14 protein-coding genes are annotated in these 20,968 nt (G+C 59.5%); 7 read left to right on the top strand and 7 right to left on the bottom strand.

Going from position 1 to position 20,968, the window contains the following annotated elements; translation table 11 throughout:
* Positions 1 to 298: 298 nt before the first annotated feature.
* The 3 genes from L1A08_RS06360 (at position 299) to L1A08_RS06350 (ending at position 7,607) form a co-directional block, all read left to right on the top strand.
* Positions 299 to 1,207 carry a LysR family transcriptional regulator gene (locus L1A08_RS06360; protein ID WP_238755471.1) on the top strand — a complete coding sequence of 303 codons (909 nt, stop codon included), beginning with the start codon at positions 299 to 301 and terminating at the stop codon, positions 1,205 to 1,207.
* 178 nt (positions 1,208 to 1,385) lie between these two features.
* Positions 1,386 to 5,978: a glutamate synthase large subunit gene (gltB, locus tag L1A08_RS06355; RefSeq protein WP_238755468.1), complete on the top strand. Its 4,593-nt coding sequence runs from the start codon at positions 1,386 to 1,388 to the stop codon at positions 5,976 to 5,978.
* Between the two features lie 108 nt (positions 5,979 to 6,086).
* Positions 6,087 to 7,607 (top strand): glutamate synthase subunit beta, encoded by a 1,521-nt coding sequence (locus L1A08_RS06350; protein WP_238755465.1) that lies wholly within the window; start codon positions 6,087 to 6,089, stop codon positions 7,605 to 7,607.
* Positions 7,608 to 8,113: 506 nt separating this feature from the next.
* On the opposite strand, the gene L1A08_RS06345 is transcribed toward L1A08_RS06350, so the two are convergent.
* The 4 genes from L1A08_RS06345 to L1A08_RS06330 form a co-directional block, all read right to left on the bottom strand.
* A complete protein-coding gene (locus tag L1A08_RS06345; protein WP_238755463.1) occupies positions 8,114 to 8,602 on the bottom strand; it encodes a PH domain-containing protein in 489 nt (162 codons plus the stop codon).
* Positions 8,603 to 8,727: 125 nt separating this feature from the next.
* Positions 8,728 to 9,729 (bottom strand): RluA family pseudouridine synthase, encoded by a 1,002-nt coding sequence (locus L1A08_RS06340; protein WP_238755460.1) that lies wholly within the window; start codon positions 9,727 to 9,729, stop codon positions 8,728 to 8,730.
* A complete protein-coding gene (locus L1A08_RS06335) occupies positions 9,719 to 10,642 on the bottom strand; it encodes a tetratricopeptide repeat protein (RefSeq protein WP_238755458.1) in 924 nt (307 codons plus the stop codon). Before L1A08_RS06335 ends, L1A08_RS06340 begins: the two co-directional genes overlap by 11 nt.
* 163 nt (positions 10,643 to 10,805) lie before the next feature.
* Positions 10,806 to 11,309, bottom strand: a complete 504-nt coding sequence (locus tag L1A08_RS06330) for an MOSC domain-containing protein (RefSeq protein WP_238755456.1) — start codon at positions 11,307 to 11,309, stop codon at positions 10,806 to 10,808.
* Between the two features lie 28 nt (positions 11,310 to 11,337).
* On the opposite strand from L1A08_RS06330, the gene L1A08_RS22725 reads away from it, so the two are divergent.
* Positions 11,338 to 11,466: a hypothetical protein gene (locus L1A08_RS22725; RefSeq protein ID WP_261362733.1), complete on the top strand. Its 129-nt coding sequence runs from the start codon at positions 11,338 to 11,340 to the stop codon at positions 11,464 to 11,466.
* Between the two features lie 35 nt (positions 11,467 to 11,501).
* Here the strand turns inward: L1A08_RS22725 and L1A08_RS06325 are convergent, their stop codons facing one another.
* The 3 genes from L1A08_RS06325 to L1A08_RS22850 all read right to left on the bottom strand — a co-directional run bounded on the left by L1A08_RS06325 (position 11,502) and on the right by L1A08_RS22850 (position 15,123).
* Positions 11,502 to 12,842, bottom strand: coding sequence for a DUF1501 domain-containing protein (locus L1A08_RS06325; RefSeq protein ID WP_238755454.1), 1,341 nt, complete (start codon positions 12,840 to 12,842; stop codon positions 11,502 to 11,504).
* A gap of 221 nt (positions 12,843 to 13,063) precedes the next feature.
* Positions 13,064 to 13,993: a hypothetical protein gene (locus L1A08_RS06320; protein WP_238755452.1), complete on the bottom strand. Its 930-nt coding sequence runs from the start codon at positions 13,991 to 13,993 to the stop codon at positions 13,064 to 13,066.
* 386 nt (positions 13,994 to 14,379) lie between these two features.
* Positions 14,380 to 15,123, bottom strand: a complete 744-nt coding sequence (locus L1A08_RS22850; RefSeq protein ID WP_238755450.1) for a sugar phosphate isomerase/epimerase family protein — start codon at positions 15,121 to 15,123, stop codon at positions 14,380 to 14,382.
* Positions 15,124 to 15,506: 383 nt separating this feature from the next.
* Between L1A08_RS22850 and L1A08_RS06310 the strand changes: the two genes are divergently transcribed.
* From L1A08_RS06310 to L1A08_RS06300, 3 genes are all read left to right on the top strand, one after another.
* A complete protein-coding gene (locus L1A08_RS06310; protein ID WP_238755448.1) occupies positions 15,507 to 16,118 on the top strand; it encodes a hypothetical protein in 612 nt (203 codons plus the stop codon).
* Between the two features lie 338 nt (positions 16,119 to 16,456).
* The gene (locus L1A08_RS06305) at positions 16,457 to 19,504 is read left to right on the top strand and encodes a PSD1 and planctomycete cytochrome C domain-containing protein (RefSeq protein WP_238755446.1); all 3,048 of its coding nucleotides are present in this window, start codon (positions 16,457 to 16,459) and stop codon (positions 19,502 to 19,504) included.
* Between the two features lie 16 nt (positions 19,505 to 19,520).
* Complete coding sequence (locus L1A08_RS06300; RefSeq protein WP_238755443.1) at positions 19,521 to 20,966, top strand: DUF1501 domain-containing protein; 1,446 nt, start codon at positions 19,521 to 19,523, stop codon at positions 20,964 to 20,966.
* The last annotated feature ends 2 nt before the right edge of the window (positions 20,967 to 20,968 follow it).

Raw genomic sequence — 20,968 nt, 5'->3', positions numbered from 1 at the left:
GTTATTTCAATGAATACAGCGATCACCCCTTTCCTCACTTTTTCAAGGTTTTTTGCCACAGCCGAACATCCCGCCCAATCAGAAGTGCACGCAAGAACATTAGTGCCAGGTCGAAGTCGCCGGGTGAGTGTCCGAATGACAAGCCGGTCGCTGGGAATGCCTGTGAGGAGCTGAGATTGTCTCACTCGCTGGTTGACAACCCGAAGCAGATCGTGATAATCCCTCGAACAATTTTTGTGATATTGTGTCACTCACTCAATAAGATTCACTGATATAACGAGTCCCACGGCGACCTTCCATGCATCTTCGTAATGTCGAAATGTTTTGCGATGCGGTTGAACTGCGCAGTTTTTCGCGCGCAGCCGAGCATCAGAAGGTCTCGCAATCCGCCGTCAGCCAGGCCATTCAGCAGCTGGAGAAGCGATTGGGGATGCAGTTGATCGACCGTTCGAAGCGACCTTTTGAATTGACGACCGCCGGCTCCATTTACTTCGAAGGCTGTCGCGATCTGCTGCACAGTTTTCGCGAAGTCGAGGACCGTGTGCGGGAGATGGAGAACCGGGTTGTGGGCCGGATTCGGGTCGTGGCGATTTACTCGGTCGGCCTGATTCAGATCAATGAAACCATCGAACGCTTCCAGCGGGAGTACCCCGAAGTTGAAGTCTCGATTGATTTTGTGCATCCTGATGAGGTCTACAGACGGGTCGGTCAGGAACAGGATGATCTGGGTCTGGTCTCCTTTCCAAAATCTAAAGGTCTGTTCGAGTGCGTCCACTGGCAGGATCAGCCCATGGTCATTGTCGTGGGGCGCAATCATGCCTGGTTCGACCGCGAGACGGTCACGGCCCGGGAACTGGATGGAGTCCGCTTCGTCGGATTCAAGCCCAACCTCTTCATCCGCAAGGCGATTGATCGCTGGTTTCGCGAAGTGGGCGTGGGCGTTGAGACTGTGCACGAGTTTGACAACATCGAATACGTCAAGCGGGATGTGGAATCGGGAACGGGCGTGGCCCTGCTTCCCGAGCCGACTGTTCGAGATGAATGTCTGCGGGGCCGAATGAAAGCCCTGCAGGTCGAAGGGACGTCCTGGGTCCGGCCTCTGGGCATGATTCACCGCAAAGGTCGCGAACTGTCGCTGGCCACGCGGAAATTTGTCGACGTGTTATTGAGCGAAAGCTGCACGGAACTGAGTTCTTCACCCGGCTGATTCACAGCAGGCAGCAGAAATTCGATGCCATCGCGGCATCACTTCACTCGGCAGGACGCCGGGGCAGATCACCGGTCGCGACGACCAAACTATCGACACCGATGGTCCCGACCACTCAAGTGGACTCCGAACTGGCTTTCAGTCGGCGGGATTACTTTATTTACCTGGAACGATGAAGATGACCGACATGCAACACTCTCATGAATGGCCGTTTCGCCGAGACAGCTATCCACCAGCCTTCGATATGTATTCGCCCGACTACGAGCATGAAAACTGCGGCGTCGGATTTGTGGCGAACATCAAAGGCGAGCGTTCGCACCAGCTCGTCGACGATGCCGATCGTCTGTTGCGGCACATGGATCACCGTGGAGCCTGCGGCTGCGAAGAGAACACCGGCGACGGAGCCGGGATGCTCACCGGTCTGCCGGATGGCTTTCTGCGCGATGTCGTTAAGAAGGAGTTCAGCCAGGACCTGCCCGAAGCGGGTCGGTACGCAGCTGGCGTGATCTTCCTGCCGAATGACGCACAACGTCGCGAGCACTGCAAGACGGTCGTCAACGATTTGATCGAAGAGTACGGCCAGAAGCTGGTCGGATGGCGCGATCTGCCGACCGATCCGGACACTGCGGATGTCGGTCCGACTGCCCGCGCCTGCATGCCGGCCATGGAGATGCTCATCGTTGCTGCCGGCGATGGCGTCGAACAGGCTGAGTTCGATCGCAAGCTGTTCCTGATCCGTAAGCGGGCCAGCCACAAACTGCGCGTGCCGGAAGAACACCCGGAAGCCCTGCTGTTCTATTCCTGTTCGCTCTCCTCGTCGATCATCATCTACAAGGGGATGCTGACCTCGTTCCAGCTGATGCCGTTCTTCAAGGATCTGCAGGATCCGAACTATAAAACGCATCTGGCCATGGTCCACTCGCGTTTCTCGACCAACACGCTGCCGAGCTGGGACCGCGCACAGCCGTGCCGCTACATGGCTCACAACGGGGAAATCAACACGCTCCGCGGAAACAAGAACTGGATCTTCGCCCGTCAGGGGATGATGCAGAGTGAACGATTCGGCGACGAGCTGCAGAGCCTGTTCCCGATCATCGAATCGCACTGTTCGGATTCCGGTTCCTTCGACAACGCCCTGGAACTGCTGCTGCAGGCCGGACGTTCTCTGCCGGAAGCCGTGATGATGATGATCCCGGAAGCCTGGCAGAATCATCATTCGATGTCCGAAGAAAAGCGGGCCTTCTACGAATACCACTCCGCTCTGCAGGAGCCGTGGGACGGACCGGCCTCCATCTCCTTCACCGACGGACACTACATCGGAGCCGTGCTCGACCGGAACGGTCTGCGTCCGAGCCGCTACTATGTGACCAAAGATGACAAGGTCATCATGGCCAGCGAAGTCGGCGTGGTCGAAGTCGATCCAGATAACGTGAAGAGCAAGGGCCGTCTGCAGCCAGGCAAGATGTTCCTGGTCGACTTCGAGCAGGGTCGCATCATCGGCGATGACGAAGTGAAGAACGAAATCGCCACGAAGCGTCCGTACCAGCAGTGGCTCGAAGATCAGCGGATCACGCTGGGTGAACTGCCGCACGCGGATATTCCTCAGGACGCCCAAGACGAAGACGACCTGCTCCGCAAGCTGCAGGCGTTCGGTTACACCACGGAAACGATGAACTTCATGCTGCTGCCGATGCTGCGTCAGAAGCGCGACCCGGTCGGCTCCATGGGCGACGATACCGCACTGGCCTGTCTCAGCGACAAGCCGCGGATGCTCTACGACTACTTCAAGCAGCTGTTCGCACAGGTGACGAACCCGGCCATCGATTCGATCCGGGAAGAAGTCATCATGTCGCTCGAATGCTTCATCGGCCCAGAAGGCAATCTGCTCGATTCCACTCCTGAGCACTGCCACCGTCTGGCCGTGCCGCATCCGATTCTGACGAACGGCGAACTCTCCGCTCTGAAGCATCTCGATTACCGTCACTGGAAGACGAAGGTCATCGACATCACCTATCCGCGGAGCGAAGGCGCTGCCGGAATGAAGGCTGCTCTGGATCGCATCTGCCAGGAAGCTGTTGATGCCATCAACGAGAATTACTCAATCATCATCCTGTCCGACCGGGCCCTCTCGGCTGATCGCGTGGCGATGAGTTCGCTGATGGCGACCGGAGCTGTGCACCATCACCTGGTCAAGCACGAACTCCGCACCCGGCTGGGCATCGTGGTCGAATCGGGCGAAGCGCGCGAAGTGCATCACTTCTGCCTGCTGACCGGTTACGGTGCCGATGCCGTCAACCCGTACATGGCTTTTGCCGCCGTGCAGAAGGCACTCCGGGATGGCGATCTGGTCGGCGACTGGGACGAAGTCACGATCGTCAAGGCTCTCCGCAAGGCGGTCGCCAAGGGAATGCTCAAGGTCTTCGCCAAGATGGGCATTTCGACGCTGGCCAGCTACAAGGGAGCCCAGATTTTCGAAGCGGTCGGTCTCAACGGCGATGTCGTTGATCGCTGCTTCGTGGGCACCGCCAGCCGCATCAAGGGGGTCACCCTCGACATCCTGGCCGAAGAGAACCTGCGACGTCACGCCGTCGGTTATCCGGAACGGGACGAGAACCAGCTCCCCGTGCTGCCGAACCAGGGGCTGTTCGCCTGGCGAGCCGCTGGCGAAAAGCATGCCTGGAACCCGTACACGATTTCCAAGCTGCAGGAAGCCGCCCGCTCCGGCAATCGCGAAGCCTATTTCGAGTTCGCCAAGCTTTCCGACGAAGAAGCGACGCGGAACTGTCACCTGCGTGGACTGCTCAAGATCAAGGAAGGCAAGTCGATTCCGCTCAGCGAAGTCGAGCCGGCCAGCGAGATCGTCAAGCGGTTCTGCACCGGGGCTATGAGCTACGGCTCGATCTCGGCGGAATCGCACGAGACACTCGCCATTGCCATGAACCGGCTCAAAGGCAAGAGCAACACCGGCGAAGGGGGCGAAGACTACAACCGCTTCGAGCCGATGCCGAATGGAGATTCCAAGCGTTCCGCCATCAAGCAGATCGCCTCGGGCCGCTTCGGCGTCACGAGCTGGTACCTCACCAATGCCGACGAACTGCAGATCAAAATCTCGCAGGGAGCCAAGCCAGGTGAAGGGGGCGAGTTGCCCGGCAAGAAGGTCAACAAGATCATCGCCGCCACCCGACATTCGACTCCGGGCGTCGGTCTGATCAGTCCTCCGCCGCACCACGATATTTATTCGATCGAAGATCTGGCACAGCTGATCTTCGACCTGAAGAATTCGAACCCGTCCTCACGCATCAGCGTGAAACTGGTTTCCGAAGTCGGGGTCGGTACGATCGCCACGGGGGTCGCCAAGGGTCACGCCGACAACATCCTCATCTCCGGGGACAACGGCGGAACCGGGGCATCTCCGCTGACCAGTATCAAGCATGCCGGTCTGCCGTGGGAACTCGGTCTGGCCGAAACTCACAAGACGCTGGTCATGAACGACCTCCGCAGCCGAATTCGCCTGCAGACCGATGGTCAGCTGCGAACCGGACGCGACGTCGCCATCGCCTGTATGCTGGGAGCCGAAGAGTTCGGATTCGCCACCGCACCGCTGATCGCCGTGGGCTGCATCATGATGCGGAAGTGCCACCTGAATACCTGCCCGGTCGGGATCGCGACTCAGGATCCGGAACTGCGGGCGAAGTTCAACGGGATGCCGGATCATGTCGTCAACTACCTGTTCATGGTGGCGGAAGACACTCGGAACTACATGGCTCAATGCGGCTTCCGGACCATCGAAGAGATGTGCGGCCGCAGCGACCATCTCGACTTCAACAGCGAGATCGATCACTGGAAGGCTCGTCACCTCGACCTGTCTTCGGTGCTCGCTCTGCCGAAGTCGCCGTATCCGAACGCCGGCACTTACTGCACGCGGGACCAGAATCACGAACTCGAGCGAGTGCTCGATCAGACGACTCTGATTCCGATGTGTCAGCCGGCCATTCAGCACGGCGAGCCGGTCGACCTGCAGATGAACATCCAGAACATCGACCGCGCCTTCGGCACCACGCTGAGCCACGAAGTCTCCAAGAAATGGGGACCGAATGGGCTGCCGGAAGACACGATCCGCATCAAGTGCCTCGGATCGGCCGGTCAGTCGCTGGGTGCCTGGATGACTCGCGGCATCACGATTGAAGTCGAAGGAGACGCCAACGACTACGTCGGTAAGGGATTGTGTGGTGGCAAGATCGTCGTCTATCCGCCGGAAGAGTCGGAATTCAACCCGGCTCAGAACATCATTGCCGGGAACGTCTGTCTGTACGGGGCTACTTCGGGGGAACTCTACCTGCGTGGAGTCGCTGCCGAACGGTTCGCCGTGCGGAACTCCGGAGCCACCGCGGTGGTCGAGGGAGTCGGCGATCACGGTTGTGAATACATGACCGGCGGTAAGGTGATTGTTCTCGGCCAGACCGGGCGCAACTTCGCAGCCGGGATGTCGGGCGGCGTCGCCTACGTGTATCAGCCGGTCGATTTGTTCCGTCCGAACTGCAACCTGGAACTGGTCGAACTGGAAACGATCGAGACTCCGGAAGAAGCCGCTGGGATTCGACAGTTGATTGAGAATCATCAGCAGTACACCGGCTCCTGCTCGGCGGCTGAAATCCTGTCCGACTGGGACAACAACTGGAAGAACTTCGTCAAGGTCATGCCTGTGGATTACAAGCGGGCCCTGGCTGAACTGGCCAAGGAAGAGATGGATCAGGAGCCGGCTGCGGTTTAATCGCCCCGCTCCCTGGAACAGGCTGCGGCGGATTGGCTGCCGCGGCCACCATCCCGATCTGCAGGAACCATTCACAGTTTTATCTGACCGAAAGCGCAATACAGTACGATGGGTAAGCCAACCGGATTTAAAGAAATCGCCCGCAAGACGCCGTCCGAGCGGGATCCCCTGTCCCGCCTCAAGGACTGGCAGGAGTTCGCACCACAACTCCCGGTCGTCGAACTGAAGAATCAGGGCGCCCGCTGTATGGACTGCGGCGTTCCCTTCTGCCACACCGGCGGCCTGATCGCCAACATGGCGGCCGGGTGCCCCGTGAACAATCTGATCCCGGAGTGGAACGATCTGGTCTATCACGATCAGTGGCACGAAGCCCTGGACCGACTGCATAAGACCAACAACTTTCCAGAATTCACCGGACGGGTTTGCCCGGCTCCGTGTGAAGGCTCCTGCGTGCTCGGCATCAACGAGCCGCCCGTGACGATCAAGAACATCGAACGTTCGATCATCGATCGCGGCTTCGAGGAAGGCTGGGTCAATGCTCGCATCCCGAAGACCCGCACCGGAAAAACGGCCGCGGTCATCGGCTCGGGCCCCGCCGGTCTGGCGGCTGCCGACCAGCTCAATCAGGCCGGACACGAAGTCACCGTCTACGAACGGTCCGATCGGGTCGGCGGACTGCTCATGTATGGCATTCCCAACATGAAGCTGGAAAAGCCGATCGTCGAACGCCGGATTAATCTGCTCAAAGAAGAAGGCATTACCTTCGTTACGAACACGGAGATCGGCAAGGATATCTCGGCTGACGAGCTTCGCGGCAAGTTCGACGCCGTGGTTCTCGCCACCGGTTCGACCGTTCCGAACGACTTCTTCGCCAACACGCCGGGTCGAAAGCTGAAGGGCATCCATCACGCGATGGAGTTCCTGCACGCCAATACCAAGAGCCTGCTCGACTCGAATCTCGAAGATGGCAATTACATCTCCGCCAAAGACAAGCACGTCATTGTCATCGGTGGGGGGGATACCGGTAACGACTGCCTGGGCACGAGCCTGCGTCACGGTTGCAAAAGCCTCGTGAACTTCGAAATTGTTCCCCAGTCGCCGAACGAACGTGCCGCCAACAACCCGTGGCCGCAATGGCCCCGCGTGCACCGTGTTGATTACGGCCACAAGGAAGCGGCTGCCGTCTTTGATTACTCGGCCGATCCCAACAAGTCACTGCAGAACGACCCTCGCGAGTACGCCATTCAGACGGTCGAATTCCTCGACGATGGCAACGGCAACCTGCGGGGCGTCAAAACAGTTCAGCTCGACTGGAGCCGCCCGGCCAAAAGCGGGGCTCCGTTCTCGCCGATCGAAGGGACCGAAAAGGAATGGCCGGCTGATCTGGTCTTCCTGGCACTCGGTTTCCGGGGACCGGAACAGACGGTGGCTCAGCAGTTGGGTGTCGAGACCGACAACCGCTCGAATTACCAGGCCGAGTACGGCAAGTACACGACCAATGTCGAAGGCGTCTTCGCCGCCGGCGACTGCCGCCGTGGTCAAAGCCTGATCGTCTGGGCCATCAATGAAGGCCGGGAAGCCGCCCGCGAATGCGACCGCTTCCTGATGGGGACTACTCAACTCCCGTAGTGTTAGAGCAGTTTACTTCTTGGTGTAACCGTTCGGTCCGCGAAAGATGCAGCGTTTCAGGCGATTCGACGCTCATTCGCGGACATACGGTAGAGCGATCCGCTCTAGGGTCAGGAGCATAGAACGACAACCCGCCCCTGAGAATGATACGTCCTCGGAGGATGGTACAGAGTTTTAACTCTGTATTGCACAGCAACAGGAGGCTTGTCCTCAACCGTACTCTTGAACCACAGACAGGGGTGGCCCCGGTAGATTCATATGGGGCGGCGCAGCCGTGGGCGCAGTGCAGTTTGACCAGTCTTGTTCCATCAAGCGTCGGCCCGTGAGATTCAGCGAAGCCGTGCAAGCTGAAGCATACGGCCGATGCATCCTCCGAGGGCTTCGCCGCCCTTGAGGTCTTCGGCTGCACAGACTTGCTGAATTGACAACGACAGACTCATCTCTGTGCCTACCGCTATCCAGCCCCACGCGACCGTGGGCATGGCAGCCGATGTTCAGTCTGGGCTCTACTGATAGCGGCGGATGAGGTCGACGATTTCCTGGGCCGATTCGATGCCCTTGATCTCGATTTCCATGTCGTCCTGGCCGGAGCTGGAGACCGCCAGATCGCCGACGCCGAGGATTCGCTGAAAGAACGACTGGTCCATTTGAATATTGCGGACGTCGTCGTGCTGGACTTCGTTGGTGCGCTTGGAGAGGATTCCCTGCCGATACAGCGTTCGCTTCTCGGTCACGGACAGCACCTTGAAGTGGACATTGAGCTTCCACCAGCCGAAGGAGATGGCTCCAAAGAGAAAGGCGACGAAGCAGCCGAGGGCGGCTCCCGGATTTCCCATGACCAGGAACGCGATGCTCCCGATTGCGCCTCCGACCAGCAGAATGGCCAGCCCGATGTAGGAAAAGGGATGATTGGCGAACATCGCCGGGTGATATTCCTTGAGCGTCTCTTCCCGCTCTGGCACGGGCTCGTGGATCTCTCGTGGTTGCTCGCTCACCGGTGCTGCTCCTGGATGACTGCTCGACGTTGTCGGAAAATCTCGTCTTCGTCCCCTGCTCGGTCAAATCCGGGATCAGGGTTTGTCCATTATGCCGGTTTGGAGAGCTTCTGCAATGGCGGGCTTCAGGACTCGCGGCGATGCTCTCTTAAAGCGGCCAGCAGCCGCTCCATGTCGTCCGGGATCGGAGCGATGAATTCCACCCGCTCCCCGGTCGCCGGATGATCAAACTGCAGGCGGTGAGCGTGCAGCGCCTGGCGGCTGATCAGGCAGGGGTTTTCGGTCAGATGTTCCCGCGAATCGAGCAGATCCGCCAGATGGACGATCGAGTGACCTCGATAGAGGCTGTCGGCCACGATCGGGTGCCCGAGATGCTGCATGTGCACCCGCAGCTGATGCGTTCGTCCGGTCTTCGGCAGCATCTTCACGGCGGTGAAATCGCGGAATCGCTCCTGGACCTCATAGAATGTCTGGGCGAGCCGGGCTTCGGGATCGGGACCACAAACGATCATCTTTTCACGATGCTTCGAGTGCGCCCGGATGTGCGTTTCGACGAAGTCCGTATCAAACTCGAGTTTTCCCCAGACCACCGCCTGGTATTCCTTCTCGACGGTCCGGTCGGCGAACTGAGCGGAGATGTGGTCGTGCGTCTGATCGTCTTTGGCTACGACAATAACGCCGGTCGTATCCCGATCGAGACGATGCACGATGCCCGGCCGATGCGCGCCGCCAGTTCCGCTGAGCTTCTCGAAATGATGAATCAGCGCGTTGACGAGCGTGCCGCCGTAATTGGCTTTTCCTGGATGCACGATCAGCCCGGCCTGCTTGTTGAGCACGACAATATGATCGTCCTCATACAGAATGTTGAGCGAGATCTGTGGCGCAGGAGGCAACACGGCGGGGATGGAAGGTTCCGGGTAGCCGCCGGCGATCTGCTCGCCGAGACGCAACTTCCACGACGGTTTCACCGGACGACCATTGATGGTGACGCCGCCCGCCGAAATGAGTCTCTGCCACTGGGACCGCGAGAACTCCGGAAAGCGCACGCTCAGCCAATAATCCAGCCGGCGATCCACATCGATTTCGGTTGCTTCCGCGGCAAACGTGTTGTCGTCGTTACTGTCCATCAGACGTGGTTTCAGGCGCCGGAGTGGAGGTGCCGGCGGGAGCGGGCGTAGCCGTGGTCGCCGGCGGAGTCGCGGTTGTTCCTTCTGGAGTCGGCATGGCGGGAGCCTTGGCCGGCGTTGAAGTTCCAGCCGGAGCGTTCATGACCGGCGGGAAAGCGGGAGCTCCCGGAACAGACAGCGTCGGATTCGACGAGGTTGTGCCTTCCGGAGTGTCGCTGGACGTCCCCGATGGGGCGGGCATGTCGGGCATCTGCGGCATCAGATCCCGGGGCTGCTCCAAGTCCTGCGGCTTCGGTTTCTGCTCGGCAAACCAGGTGTAGAACTGCTTGGCGTTAGAACGCTTCAGATCCTTCAGGCGGGCTTCGGTAATCTCTTTGAACGGAGATTCTGGTGACTCATTGAGGAGTTTCTCGTAAGCGGCAATCGCTTCGGTGAAATCGCCGCCGGAAGTCGTTTCGAGTGTCGAGGCCAGTCCGAACAGGGCACGATCCTTAACGATCGGCAATGAACTCGACTGATTCAGGACCTTCTCGAAGATCGTTTTCGCTTCGTCCAGTTCGGTCAGTGCCGCTTCGCGATCGGTAAACATCAGCTGAACGCCGGTCTGCAGATACTGCTCGGCACTCTTTAGCTGAGCGAGATCGCCGATCGGCGTGCCGTCGTAAGACTCGGCGATGCCAGCCAGCTCCTGAGCGTTCTGAGCACCGGTCAGAGCGGCCCAGCCATCGGCGTTCGTGGCCTGGCTGGTGCGCGTGGCGTAAACCGCCGCGGCAATCAACAGCAGCAGAGCCGACAGCCAGAGAAGAATCCGGTTTCCGTGGACCTCGGCGATCTCGCGGAACTTCATCCGCGACTTATTGAGCGCTACTTCCAGGTCGTTCTGTGCCAGTTCGTGGCGATGTTCGCTTTTCATATCGATCGGTGCCGACGGTGTCTGTCTGGTGATCTGTTGCCAAAGCCAGTAGGGAAAATCGCTGCGCAGAGGCGTACTGCAGCCTGCATTCGCAGCCAGGTGGAAACGCGGAGTATAGGTTGCACCGACAAAAAGGGTCAAGCAGACTCCAGTTGTCGACCGCTCAGTCTGCGCCACTCGAATCGACATCGAGCGTCTGCACCGCGTCGCCGGTTCGAATCTGACCGCCCTGCTCGACCGTCGCGGTGATTCCGCCGTGCCCCCGCATCGCCGCATAACCGCCGGGTCGCAGCGTTTCTTCCATCCGCGAACAAGGAGCACACGGGCCAGATCCCTTCAAAACCGCCGTGCCGATCCGGAACGTACGCTCCTTCAGGACCAGCAGGTTCAGTCCAGAAACGACAATATTTCTCCGTAGCAGTTCCGGCTCGATCGCCTCGCGTCCCAGAAAAGCCGCAATAGCCGGGAGATGTTCAGCCTGAATCAGCGTGACCTGTCGTTTGCCGCGACCGGAGCCGGCATGATGATCCCCATCGATTCCGGTCTTCTCCTGCACCTGAACGCTCTCGATAGCCACAATCGATTCCCGCCGCCCCGGACTGATCCCAATCCACTCCACCCGTCCAATTCCCATCGGACTGTTCAGCAGGTCCTGCATGAGCGACATGAAAATATTCCGGAGACGATCAAGAGTCGTGGCAGCGTTTTACCGTCGCTTGCGGGGAGCCAGCAGCGACGGGTTTAATGGAGCAGGGGGCGTCACGACGTACCCGACGATCAACGGCGGCAAGATGCCGCCGCTCCGATTCGCTACCAACATCTGACGAGGAGTGCCCGACCGTTTCTAACCGACTGGACGCTACACCAGCTCCCGCATCGGGCGATGGATGTTATGGTCGATCAGATATCGGGGGCGGCCCTGCAAGTCGTTGAGAGTCAGGTCGTCGATGTTGATCCCCAGCTGGTGATACAACGTCGCGAAGACTTCCTGGAAATGCACTGGCCGTTCCGTGGCGTACTCGCCGAGTCGATTCGTGGCACCGATGACCTGACCGGTTCGCATGCCCCCACCGGCGAGGAACGCACAGGAAACACGCGGCCAATGATCGCGACCGCCGTTACTGTTAATCTTCGGCGTGCGACCAAATTCGCCCCAGCAGACGACGCTGATATCATCCAGCAGACCCCGCTGTTCCAGGTCTTCAATCAATGCGCTGAGAGCCTGATCGAGCATCGGCATGTCTTCCCGGCCGCGCTTGAAGTTGCCGCCATGCCAATCCCAGCGACTGAAGCAGAGCGAAACGCACCGAACGCCGGCTTCAATGAGGCGACGTGCGACCAGGAAGTTGTCGAGCAGCTTCGGGCCTCCATCGGACTGCAGTTTGGCTGTACCACGACCGTACCGGTCGCGAACGTGCACCGGCTCCTTCTCGACGTCCAGAGCATCGGCAAGTTTGCTCGATGTCAGAATGCCGAAGGCCTGCTGCGAGAAGGCGTCCATCCCGTCCATCATTCCGGTGGCATCAGCCGTTCGACGGTATGTGTCGAGGGAGGCGAGAACGTTCTTTCGATCGCTGAGCCGATCCACCGAAATGCCGTTGAGCGTCATATCTTCGCGCCCATCGCCATGCGGCTGGAACGGAGCATGAGCCACACCGAGAAAACCGGGCTGACCGGGATCGCCCCAGGGAGCATGGCCGGTCTTCGGAGACAGTCCGACAAACGCGGGCACGGCGGGATCTCGGGAGCCGTACACATGGGAAAGGACTGAGCCCATCGACGGCCAGCCGCCGGGAGGCTGTTGACGATCGGAGTTGCCTGTCAGACATTGAAACGCGTGATGCGAGCCGGTCGCGCCGACGATTGAACGGACAAAGGCGCACTTGTCGGCAATCTGTGCGATCCGCGGAAACATCTCGCCAATCTGAATCCCGGGGACGTTAGTGTCGATCGGGGAGAACTCACCGCGAATCTCGGCGGGAGCGTCCGTCTTGATATCCCACATGTCCTGGTGAGGCGGCCCACCAGGCAGGAAGATCATGATCACGCCCTTCTTATTGTTTCGGATCCCCTGAGACTGCTCGGCCTGCAGGATCTGAGGCAGCGAAAGGCCTCCGAGCGCGAGCCCGCCAATCTGGAGAGCGGAGCGACGCGTCATGCCATCGCACAGCTTGTACTTCGGCCCATTTACGTTCAACATCAATTCACTCCCGGGAATCGATCAGGCAGGAAAGAAAGAGGGTACTCAGAGGATCTTTGGAGCAAGGCTCCCGCGGGCATCAGAGTTCAAAGCGGTCGTACAGGGAGATCGTCATTTCAACATCGGTTTATGCGTGGGCCGAATTTTAGTCAGTCTCCGAGGGATGTCAATCCTCTGGGTGAACTCCGGCGGTCGAGTCGGCTGGGCAGTTCGGGTCGTCTTCAGGGCTTCTCCAGCGAAGAGGTCTGCCCCGGATTGAGCAGTCGCATCGAGATTTCAGTCGTGACTGACTGTTTGAGCGACTGGCCGATTGCGCTCAGCTCCATGTCCATGGTCTGCTTCAGCCCACTGGCCAGGATGCAGCCGTGACGCGGATCGAACAGATACACCCCTTCACCGTCGGCAGTCTTCATTTCGATCTGGAACGGACTGTTCGGTTTGGGCTCGAGGCTGATGCGGGTGACGGCATCAATGCGGTCAAAACCTTCTTTGGTTCGTCCGGCGTAGGTGAATTCGATCTGAGAGTTCATCCGGCCGAACGGAAGCTCCGTGCTCAGTTCTCGTGTCCAGGTATCGTTCCGCTGCAGAGGGCGATCGGGAAAGACGACGCTTCCCTGAGAAAGCATGCGTTCGATCGCCTCTGGCGAGTTCATCCCGGCAAGTCCCGGCCCGCCAGAAAACTGCTCGAGAAGCGCCTGAGGAATGTCAACATCCTGCACCTCGCCGCGGGGAGACATCGTGACCAGAATTTCCTGCTGAACCAGAGCGGCCAGGGAATTGGCGATCACGCCGAAGGGGCCGGCCAGTTCCTGCCCCGAATTCGAGTCGTATCGCAGCGGTTCCTCGACTCCGGGCTGGGTCGCTTCCATCTGAATGCGTTCGATGGTCTTGGCGAGCACAGCGGTGCCGTCGGGTTGGACTTTCTGCACTTTCGCACCCAGCAGCAGATTCTGCGTGATGCGGTTGGTCATGACCTGCCCGGAAACATCGGCTGACGTGGTGAGCGTCTGTTTCAGTTCATAGCGGCGACTCTGACCTTCGGCGAAGCGATACTGCAGTTGAACCTGGGCATCGGCGAGCTGCGCGGAAAACAGCGTGGTCAATGTCATCAGGCCAAGCAGTAGACCTGTTCGCGGATGCAATCCATGCATGTAACATTCCCCCCGTCCCTGGGTGATGGCATGCTCGTACTGAGCATTGGAGCGCTTTCGTTGGACCTCGGCTCATCGGCGAGCGAAGGTCAGAATTCAGCCCCGGAGGATAAACCGAAGCTGAATTCTATGCAATTGGAATCCGCGTGGCCCGCGCTGTTGGCGGATGTCCGCCACGCCAGATTCCCTCATTCCCGCAGGAATCCTGCTTCCGGAGAGCCGGTCCTGCAGCATCTCATCGTCCCACAAGGAGCTGTGTTTTTCAGACGAATGATCGAGCGAACTGTCCAGAGCGGATCGCTCTCCCGTATGTCCGCGAATGGGCGTGAATCGCCTTAAACGCTGCATCTTTCGTGGACCGAACGGTTACACCAAAAGTAAACTGCTTAGAGCAGTGACTCGAGCAGCATCCGCAGTTTCCGCATTTCGAGACCGCGCTGACTCGGTTCGGTCAGTTCGGGCAACAGATCGACGCTGAACGCCCGACGATAATCGTAGCGTTTCAGGCTGGAGATAATGCGGCTGTAATCGATTTCACCCAATCCCACCGGAACCTGCAGCTTGTCGGGTGTCGAATCGCGGAAGTGCACGTGAGTTGTGTACGGAGAGACGATATCGAAGTCCTGATCCCGGTGCGGACCCGCGGTGTAATGGCTCGGATCCAGTGTCAGTCCCAGTCCTTTGACCGCCCGGCAGAGTTCGATCGCGGTATGCGGATCCTCCGTCAACCGGCCGATCTGCGTCTTCAGCGAAAGACGGATTCCGTCCTGCGTTGCCTGTGCAACCAGATGCTTGAGCCGGTCGGTTTCGTCGTTGAACGGCGTGCCGATCTCCAGCGAAGGCATCGTGACCTGGGTCACCTTCAGGAGTTTGGCGAATTTGAATAGAGCCGTGTAGTCGGACGGATCGATCTCCGAAACGACATGCAGGGCACAGATGGATAGACGCGTGGCAGTCCGACAGCGAGTCATGGCCGCATCGGGATCGGCCACGATACTGGCGATGGAAAAATCTTCCCGCTGACTGCTCAGTTCGATTTCAATGCGATCGAATTCCAGATCGGCGATCTGGGTGCAGGCGTTCTCAAAGCTGAGATCTGCGAAACAGCCGGTCGAGGCAGCGATAAACACTCCGACACACTCCTTTGGGTCTGACTTTCATGACGGACGACTCGACATCGTCGCTCCCGGGTGGCAGGCTCCCGTCCTGCCTTCAGCTGGAAGCTGTGCGAATCAGCAGCGAGCCGGGGGCTGTGAATTTACAGCGATTGGAGAAATTCTGCAACGACGTCCTGTTAGTCAAATCCTGCCGTGGGAAACAAATGAGAGGATTCTGCGTAATTCGCCGGGCATTTTAGCCGATAACTCCCTCAGGTCTACGAACAAACTCCGTTCAGACAGCTTACGCCGATGCGGATCACCGGTCCGCGGCGATTTCAGAATCAGGAATCTGTCGAGGGACTGATCCGTTCCGTCGACTGAATTAAGCGGGATCATCCGAGGGGGAACCGGGAATGCAATTTTACGGCTGGAAATCAATCACCTCTGCTGCCCTGCTCGTCGGACTCTGCTCCGGCTGCAGCACGTTCAACCAGGCCACCGTCCGCAGTCAGAGCCCAGAAGCTCAGCTCATGATTCACGAGCAGTCGGCTCAGGCACAAGGTGGAGACATTCAGCAGGTTCGCGGCTTCAACCCGGTTGATCCGCCCTTCGAAGGCGAACTCAAGGGAGCCGTGCAGAATCATCTGTACGATGAAACCGTGACGCATCACCGCTATCGCAGCGGACCGGGCATGGAAGGTGCCTACGCCGGACCGATGCCAGGTGCTGCCTACGGACCCGGACAGAGTCCGTATCGCCGCTACGGCGGTTTCGACAGCCAGCCCTGTCCGACCGGACCTTATGCTGGCTTCAGCAACTGCCCACCGCAGTATCAGGAACAGTGCTGGGACCACGGCGGACGTCGCCATCGCGGCAACTACAACTACCACACCTATTCCTATCACGAACCCAAGGGACTGGTTTACCCCGCTCCGAATCAGCCGGCCGGCGCGGTAACTTACCCGTATTACACCCACAAGGGTCCCAGCGACTTCTTCTGGAAGGGTGACACGGTCGAGTATTAAGCGAACGCTCCCGGCCGTGAGTGAAGCCCGACAGGAATTAATGCCCTTTTTCCGACGTGGTGAGACGGCCAGTGTTTGACCTGCGGTAACCGCCCGACGTCGCGGCGATTCCCGATTCTGAACGAAAAGCCTTCGTCGCTGTTGCGATGAGGGCTTTTTGTTTTTGCGCGCCCATCGCTCCCCCATCCAGCCGGGTCCCCCCTTGAAACGTGGACCCAAACTCCCCACAATTGATATCAGCGCATGAGCATATCACCTGCGCCACTCCCTCCTGCTGAGCTGCCCTCCGTGCGTCCGTCCTGCACTGCCCAACGTTTCTGAAACCGATGAGCGAACGCATGAAAGAACTGAAACCGAACGCCCGAGTTGCCATCCTGCTCATCCTTTTTGGATCGCTGGCCACCACTGCGCCGTCGGCCCAGGCTGCGGAAACCGGGAAATCACTGAGTTTCGCCCGTGAAATCCAGCCGATCCTCGCTCGGAAATGCTACGCCTGCCACGGCCCCGACGAAGGGGACCGCCAGGCCGATTTGCGACTCGATGTGCGGGAAGCCGCCGTCGATTACGGAGCGATCGTTCCCGAGGATGTCGAAAACAGTTCGCTGATCGAGCGGATTTTCTCCGACGATCCCGACCTGCGGATGCCCCCGCCGCACGCTCATGACCAGCTGACGGACGAAGAAAAGCAGAAACTTCGGCAATGGATCGAGGCCGGCGCAAAATACGAAGCCCACTGGGCTTTCACCCCGCCGACCCGCCCCGAGCTGCCAGCCGTCGAGAACTCTGCCTGGCCGCGAAACGGGATCGATCATTTTGTCCTCGCTCGCCTCGAACAAACCGGACTTTCGCCCGCTCCGGAAGCCGACCGCTACACACTGATCCGCCGCCTGTCTCTCGATTTGACCGGGTTGCCGCCCCGTCCGGAAGAAGTTGATCAGTTTATCAACGATGAATCTTCAGACGCCTATGAGAAAGTGGTCGACCGGCTGCTTGCTTCGCCCCGTTACGGCGAGAAGTGGGCCCGGCTCTGGCTCGATCTGGCCCGCTATGCCGACACGAACGGCTACGAGAAAGACCGCGCCCGGGAGATCTGGCCGTATCGCGACTGGGTGATTCGCGCGATCAACAACGACATGCCGTTCGATCAGTTCACGATCGAACAGCTCGCCGGCGATCTGCTCCCCGAGCCGACCATCGATCAGCTTGTCGCCACCGGCTTTCACCGCAACACGATGCTCAATGAAGAAGGGGGCATCGATCCGCTCGAGTACCGCTATTACGCCATGGTCGACCGAGTCGCCACGACTGGCACCGTCTGGATGGGCATGACGATCGGCTGTGCTCAATGTCACAGCCACAAGTACGATCCAATTTCTCACACCGACTACTTCCGGTTCATGGCCCTGTTGAACAACGCCGACGAACCGGATCAGATCCTGCCGGATGAAACCGTCACAAAGAAACGAGCCGAACTGCAGACCCGCATTGAAAAACTGCAGCAGAGTCTCAGCGACCAGTATCTGGCCAGCATCTCGCCCGCCGACGAGGAAACCGTTGAAGACGTTTACGAGCAGCGATTCACAACTTGGCTCAAAGACGAGCAGCAGAAGGCGATTGACTGGACGATCGTCGAACCGACCGCGATGCAGACCAATCTGCCGCGACTCGAAGTGCTCGACGATGGCTCGATCTTCTCGACCGGAGACATTACCAAGCGGGACCTCTTCGAACTGACGTTCGATCTTTCAAGCTTCAAGAAACCAATCACCGGACTCCGCCTCGAAGTGCTGCCCGATGATCGTCTGCCGGCTCGCGGTCCGGGGCGGGCTTTCTATGAAGGCCGTAAAGGCGACTTCTTCCTCAGTGAAGTCACCGCGAAACAGAACGATCAGCAGCGCACCTTCGAATCCGGCTCGGCTTCGTACGGCAAGATCAGTATCGGCAGCGGCACGGCAGACGCCGGCAATGTGTTCGACAACAACGGCTCCACCGGCTGGTCGACATCGGGGCGCGAAGGCGAAAGCCATCAACTTCTGTTGACCTTTGCCGAACCGGTTTCGCCAGACGCTCCGCTGAATCTGGAAATGCTGTTCGAACGCCACTTCGCCGCCAGTCTGGGACGCTTCCGCATCTCCTTCACCACCGACCAGAAACCGTTTCAAGCCAAACCGTTCGACGCGGCAACCGAGGCTCTGCTTGCCAGTTCGATCGACGATCTCGCGGCTGCCGACAAGCAACAGATTGAGCGGCTCTTTCTGCTGCAGACGCCGGAACTGGAGAAGACGCGAAAGCAGATTGAACAGCTGCGGAACCAGATGCCCGAGTATCCGACCACGATGGTGATGCGGGAGCGGCCGGAGGACAATCCCCGCCCCACCCATCGGCATCATCGCGGCGAGTTCCTCAGCCCGAAAGAAGAAGTCTCGGCTGGCATCCCCCTGCTATTCCCGCAGATTGAAACCGCAGAGCCGAGTCGCCTGGCTCTGGCGAACTGGCTGGTGAGTGAACAGAACCCGCTGATGAGCCGCGTGGTCGTCAATCGGCAGTGGCAGGCGCTGTTCGGCGATGGACTCGTCCGCACGCCGAGCGATTTCGGCACGCAGTCGGAACCGCCGACACACCCCGAACTGCTTGACTGGCTGGCGGTCGAATTTCGCGAACGCGGCTGGTCCCGCAAGCAGCTGCATCGACTGATCGTGACCAGTGCGACCTATCGACAGACGTCCGATGTTCCCGCCGAAGACTACCGGCGTGATCCCGAAAACCGGCTGCTGGCCCGTGGGCCCCGGTTCCGCATCTCCGCCGAAACCATCCGTGATACGATGCTCCACGCCAGTGGATTGCTATCCAAAAAGATGTACGGGCCCGGCGTTTACCCGCCTCAGCCGGAAAGCGTGGTCGCCCTCGCCTACGGCAACGAGAAGTGGCCGACCTCAACGGGTGAAGACCGTTATCGACGTTCTCTTTATACCTTCAGCAAACGTACGGCTCCGTTCGCCGCGTTCACGACTTTCGACGGTCCGACGGGCGAAACGTGCACCGTGCAGCGGGATCGCAGCAACACGCCGCTGCAGGCTCTGACGCTGCTCAACGATGAAATGTATCTCGAAATGGCCCGGGCCATGGCTCGCGATGTCGTCGACTCTGTTGCGACGCCGCAGGCGATCGTGCAGGAGATGTTCCGGCGTCTGGTGACGCGGCCGGCCACGGACGCCGAGCTGGAGACGATCCTCGCCTATCACGAACGGCAACGACAGCATCTGGACGATGATGCCGTCGCGGTGAAGGCTGTGACCGGCGAAGAGAAGAGCGATTCTACCACGGCGGCGTGGATCCTCACGGCGCGGCTGCTGATGAATCTCGATGAAGCCATTACCAAGTTTTAACCACGGAATCGATGTGATGAATCCGGACCCTCAGAACCAACTGCTCCACGCTCAGACGCGGCGGCACTTCTTCCGCGACTGCGGAGTCGGCGTCGGCAAGATTGCGCTCGCCTCGATGCTCGCCAATGGCGGTGCTCAACTGGCGCACGCCTCGTCCAGCGACAGCCCCGCTCCGCCGCATTTCGCGCCCCGGGCCAAGCGGGTCATCTACCTGTTCATGGCGGGAGCCCCGAGTCAACTCGAGTTGTTCGACTACAAGCCGAAGCTGAAAGAACTCGAAGGCAAACCGATTCCGCCCTCGGTCATCGCCGGTCAGCGGTACGCCTTCATTCAACCCGACGCCGCGGTGCTCGGGCCGCAGTTCGAGTTCGCCAAGCGGGGCCAGTCGGGGATTGAACTTTCCGATCAGCTGCCGCATCTCTCCCGCGTAGTCGATGAGCTGACCTTCGTGCGGTCGTGCCATACCGATCTGTTCAACCACTCGCCGGCTCAGCTGTTCATGAACACCGGCAACGGCGTTCCGGGTCGCCCGAGTATGGGAGCCTGGCTCAGTTACGGGCTCGGCAACGAAGCCAACGATCTGCCAACGTTCGTCGTTCTGAAAAGCGGCGGCAGCCTCAGCGGCGGCTCCGGCATGTGGTCGGCTGGCTTCCTGCCCTCGAAGCATCAGGGGGTTCCCTTCCGCGGCGAAGGTGATCCGATCCTGCACATTTCCAATCCAGCCGGGATCGACCGGAGCATTCAGCGAGACACTCTTGATACGCTCGAACGCCTCAACTCGCTGCAGGCCGAACGGACGGGTGATCCGGAGATCGACACGCGGATTTCGGCTTACGAGATGGCGTTCCGTATGCAGTCGCGGGCCCCGGAGTTGATGGATTTCTCGCAGGAAACCGCCGCGACGCTGCAGTCGTACGGAGCCAACCCGGGGAACGGGAAAGCGGCTTTCGCGAACAACTGTCTGCTGGCCCGACGTCTGGCCGAGCGTGGCGTGCGATTCATTCAGGTGTACCACTCCGGCTGGGATCATCACAGTAACGTCGCCGGCGGCATCAAAGGGCAGACACGACAGACCGATCAGGCCTGTGCGGCTCTGATCGAAGACCTGAAGCAGCGCGGTCTGCTTGAAGATACGCTCGTTGTCTGGGGCGGCGAATTCGGACGCACGCCAATGGTCGAAGCAAGTGCCGCCCTCGGCCGCAGCCAGGGACGCGACCATCATCCGCAGGCCTTCACGATGTGGTTCGCCGGCGGCGGCATGAAGCCGGGGCTGGCTTACGGACAGACCGACGAACTCGGTTTCCACGTGGTCGAGAAGCCGGTCCACGTGCACGACGTGCAGGCGACGATTCTGCATTGTCTGGGCATCGACCACGAGCGACTCGTCTACAAACACCAGGGGTTGAACTTCAAACTGACCGGTGTCGAAGAACATCACCCCGTGACCGATCTCCTCGCCTGAGA

Origin of the sequence: Rubinisphaera margarita (assembly GCF_022267515.1) — a bacterium.
Lineage (GTDB): Bacteria > Planctomycetota > Planctomycetia > Planctomycetales > Planctomycetaceae > Rubinisphaera > Rubinisphaera margarita.
The sequence above is the reverse complement of the archived record's forward strand: the minus strand, read 5'-3'. Positions and strand labels throughout refer to the sequence as shown.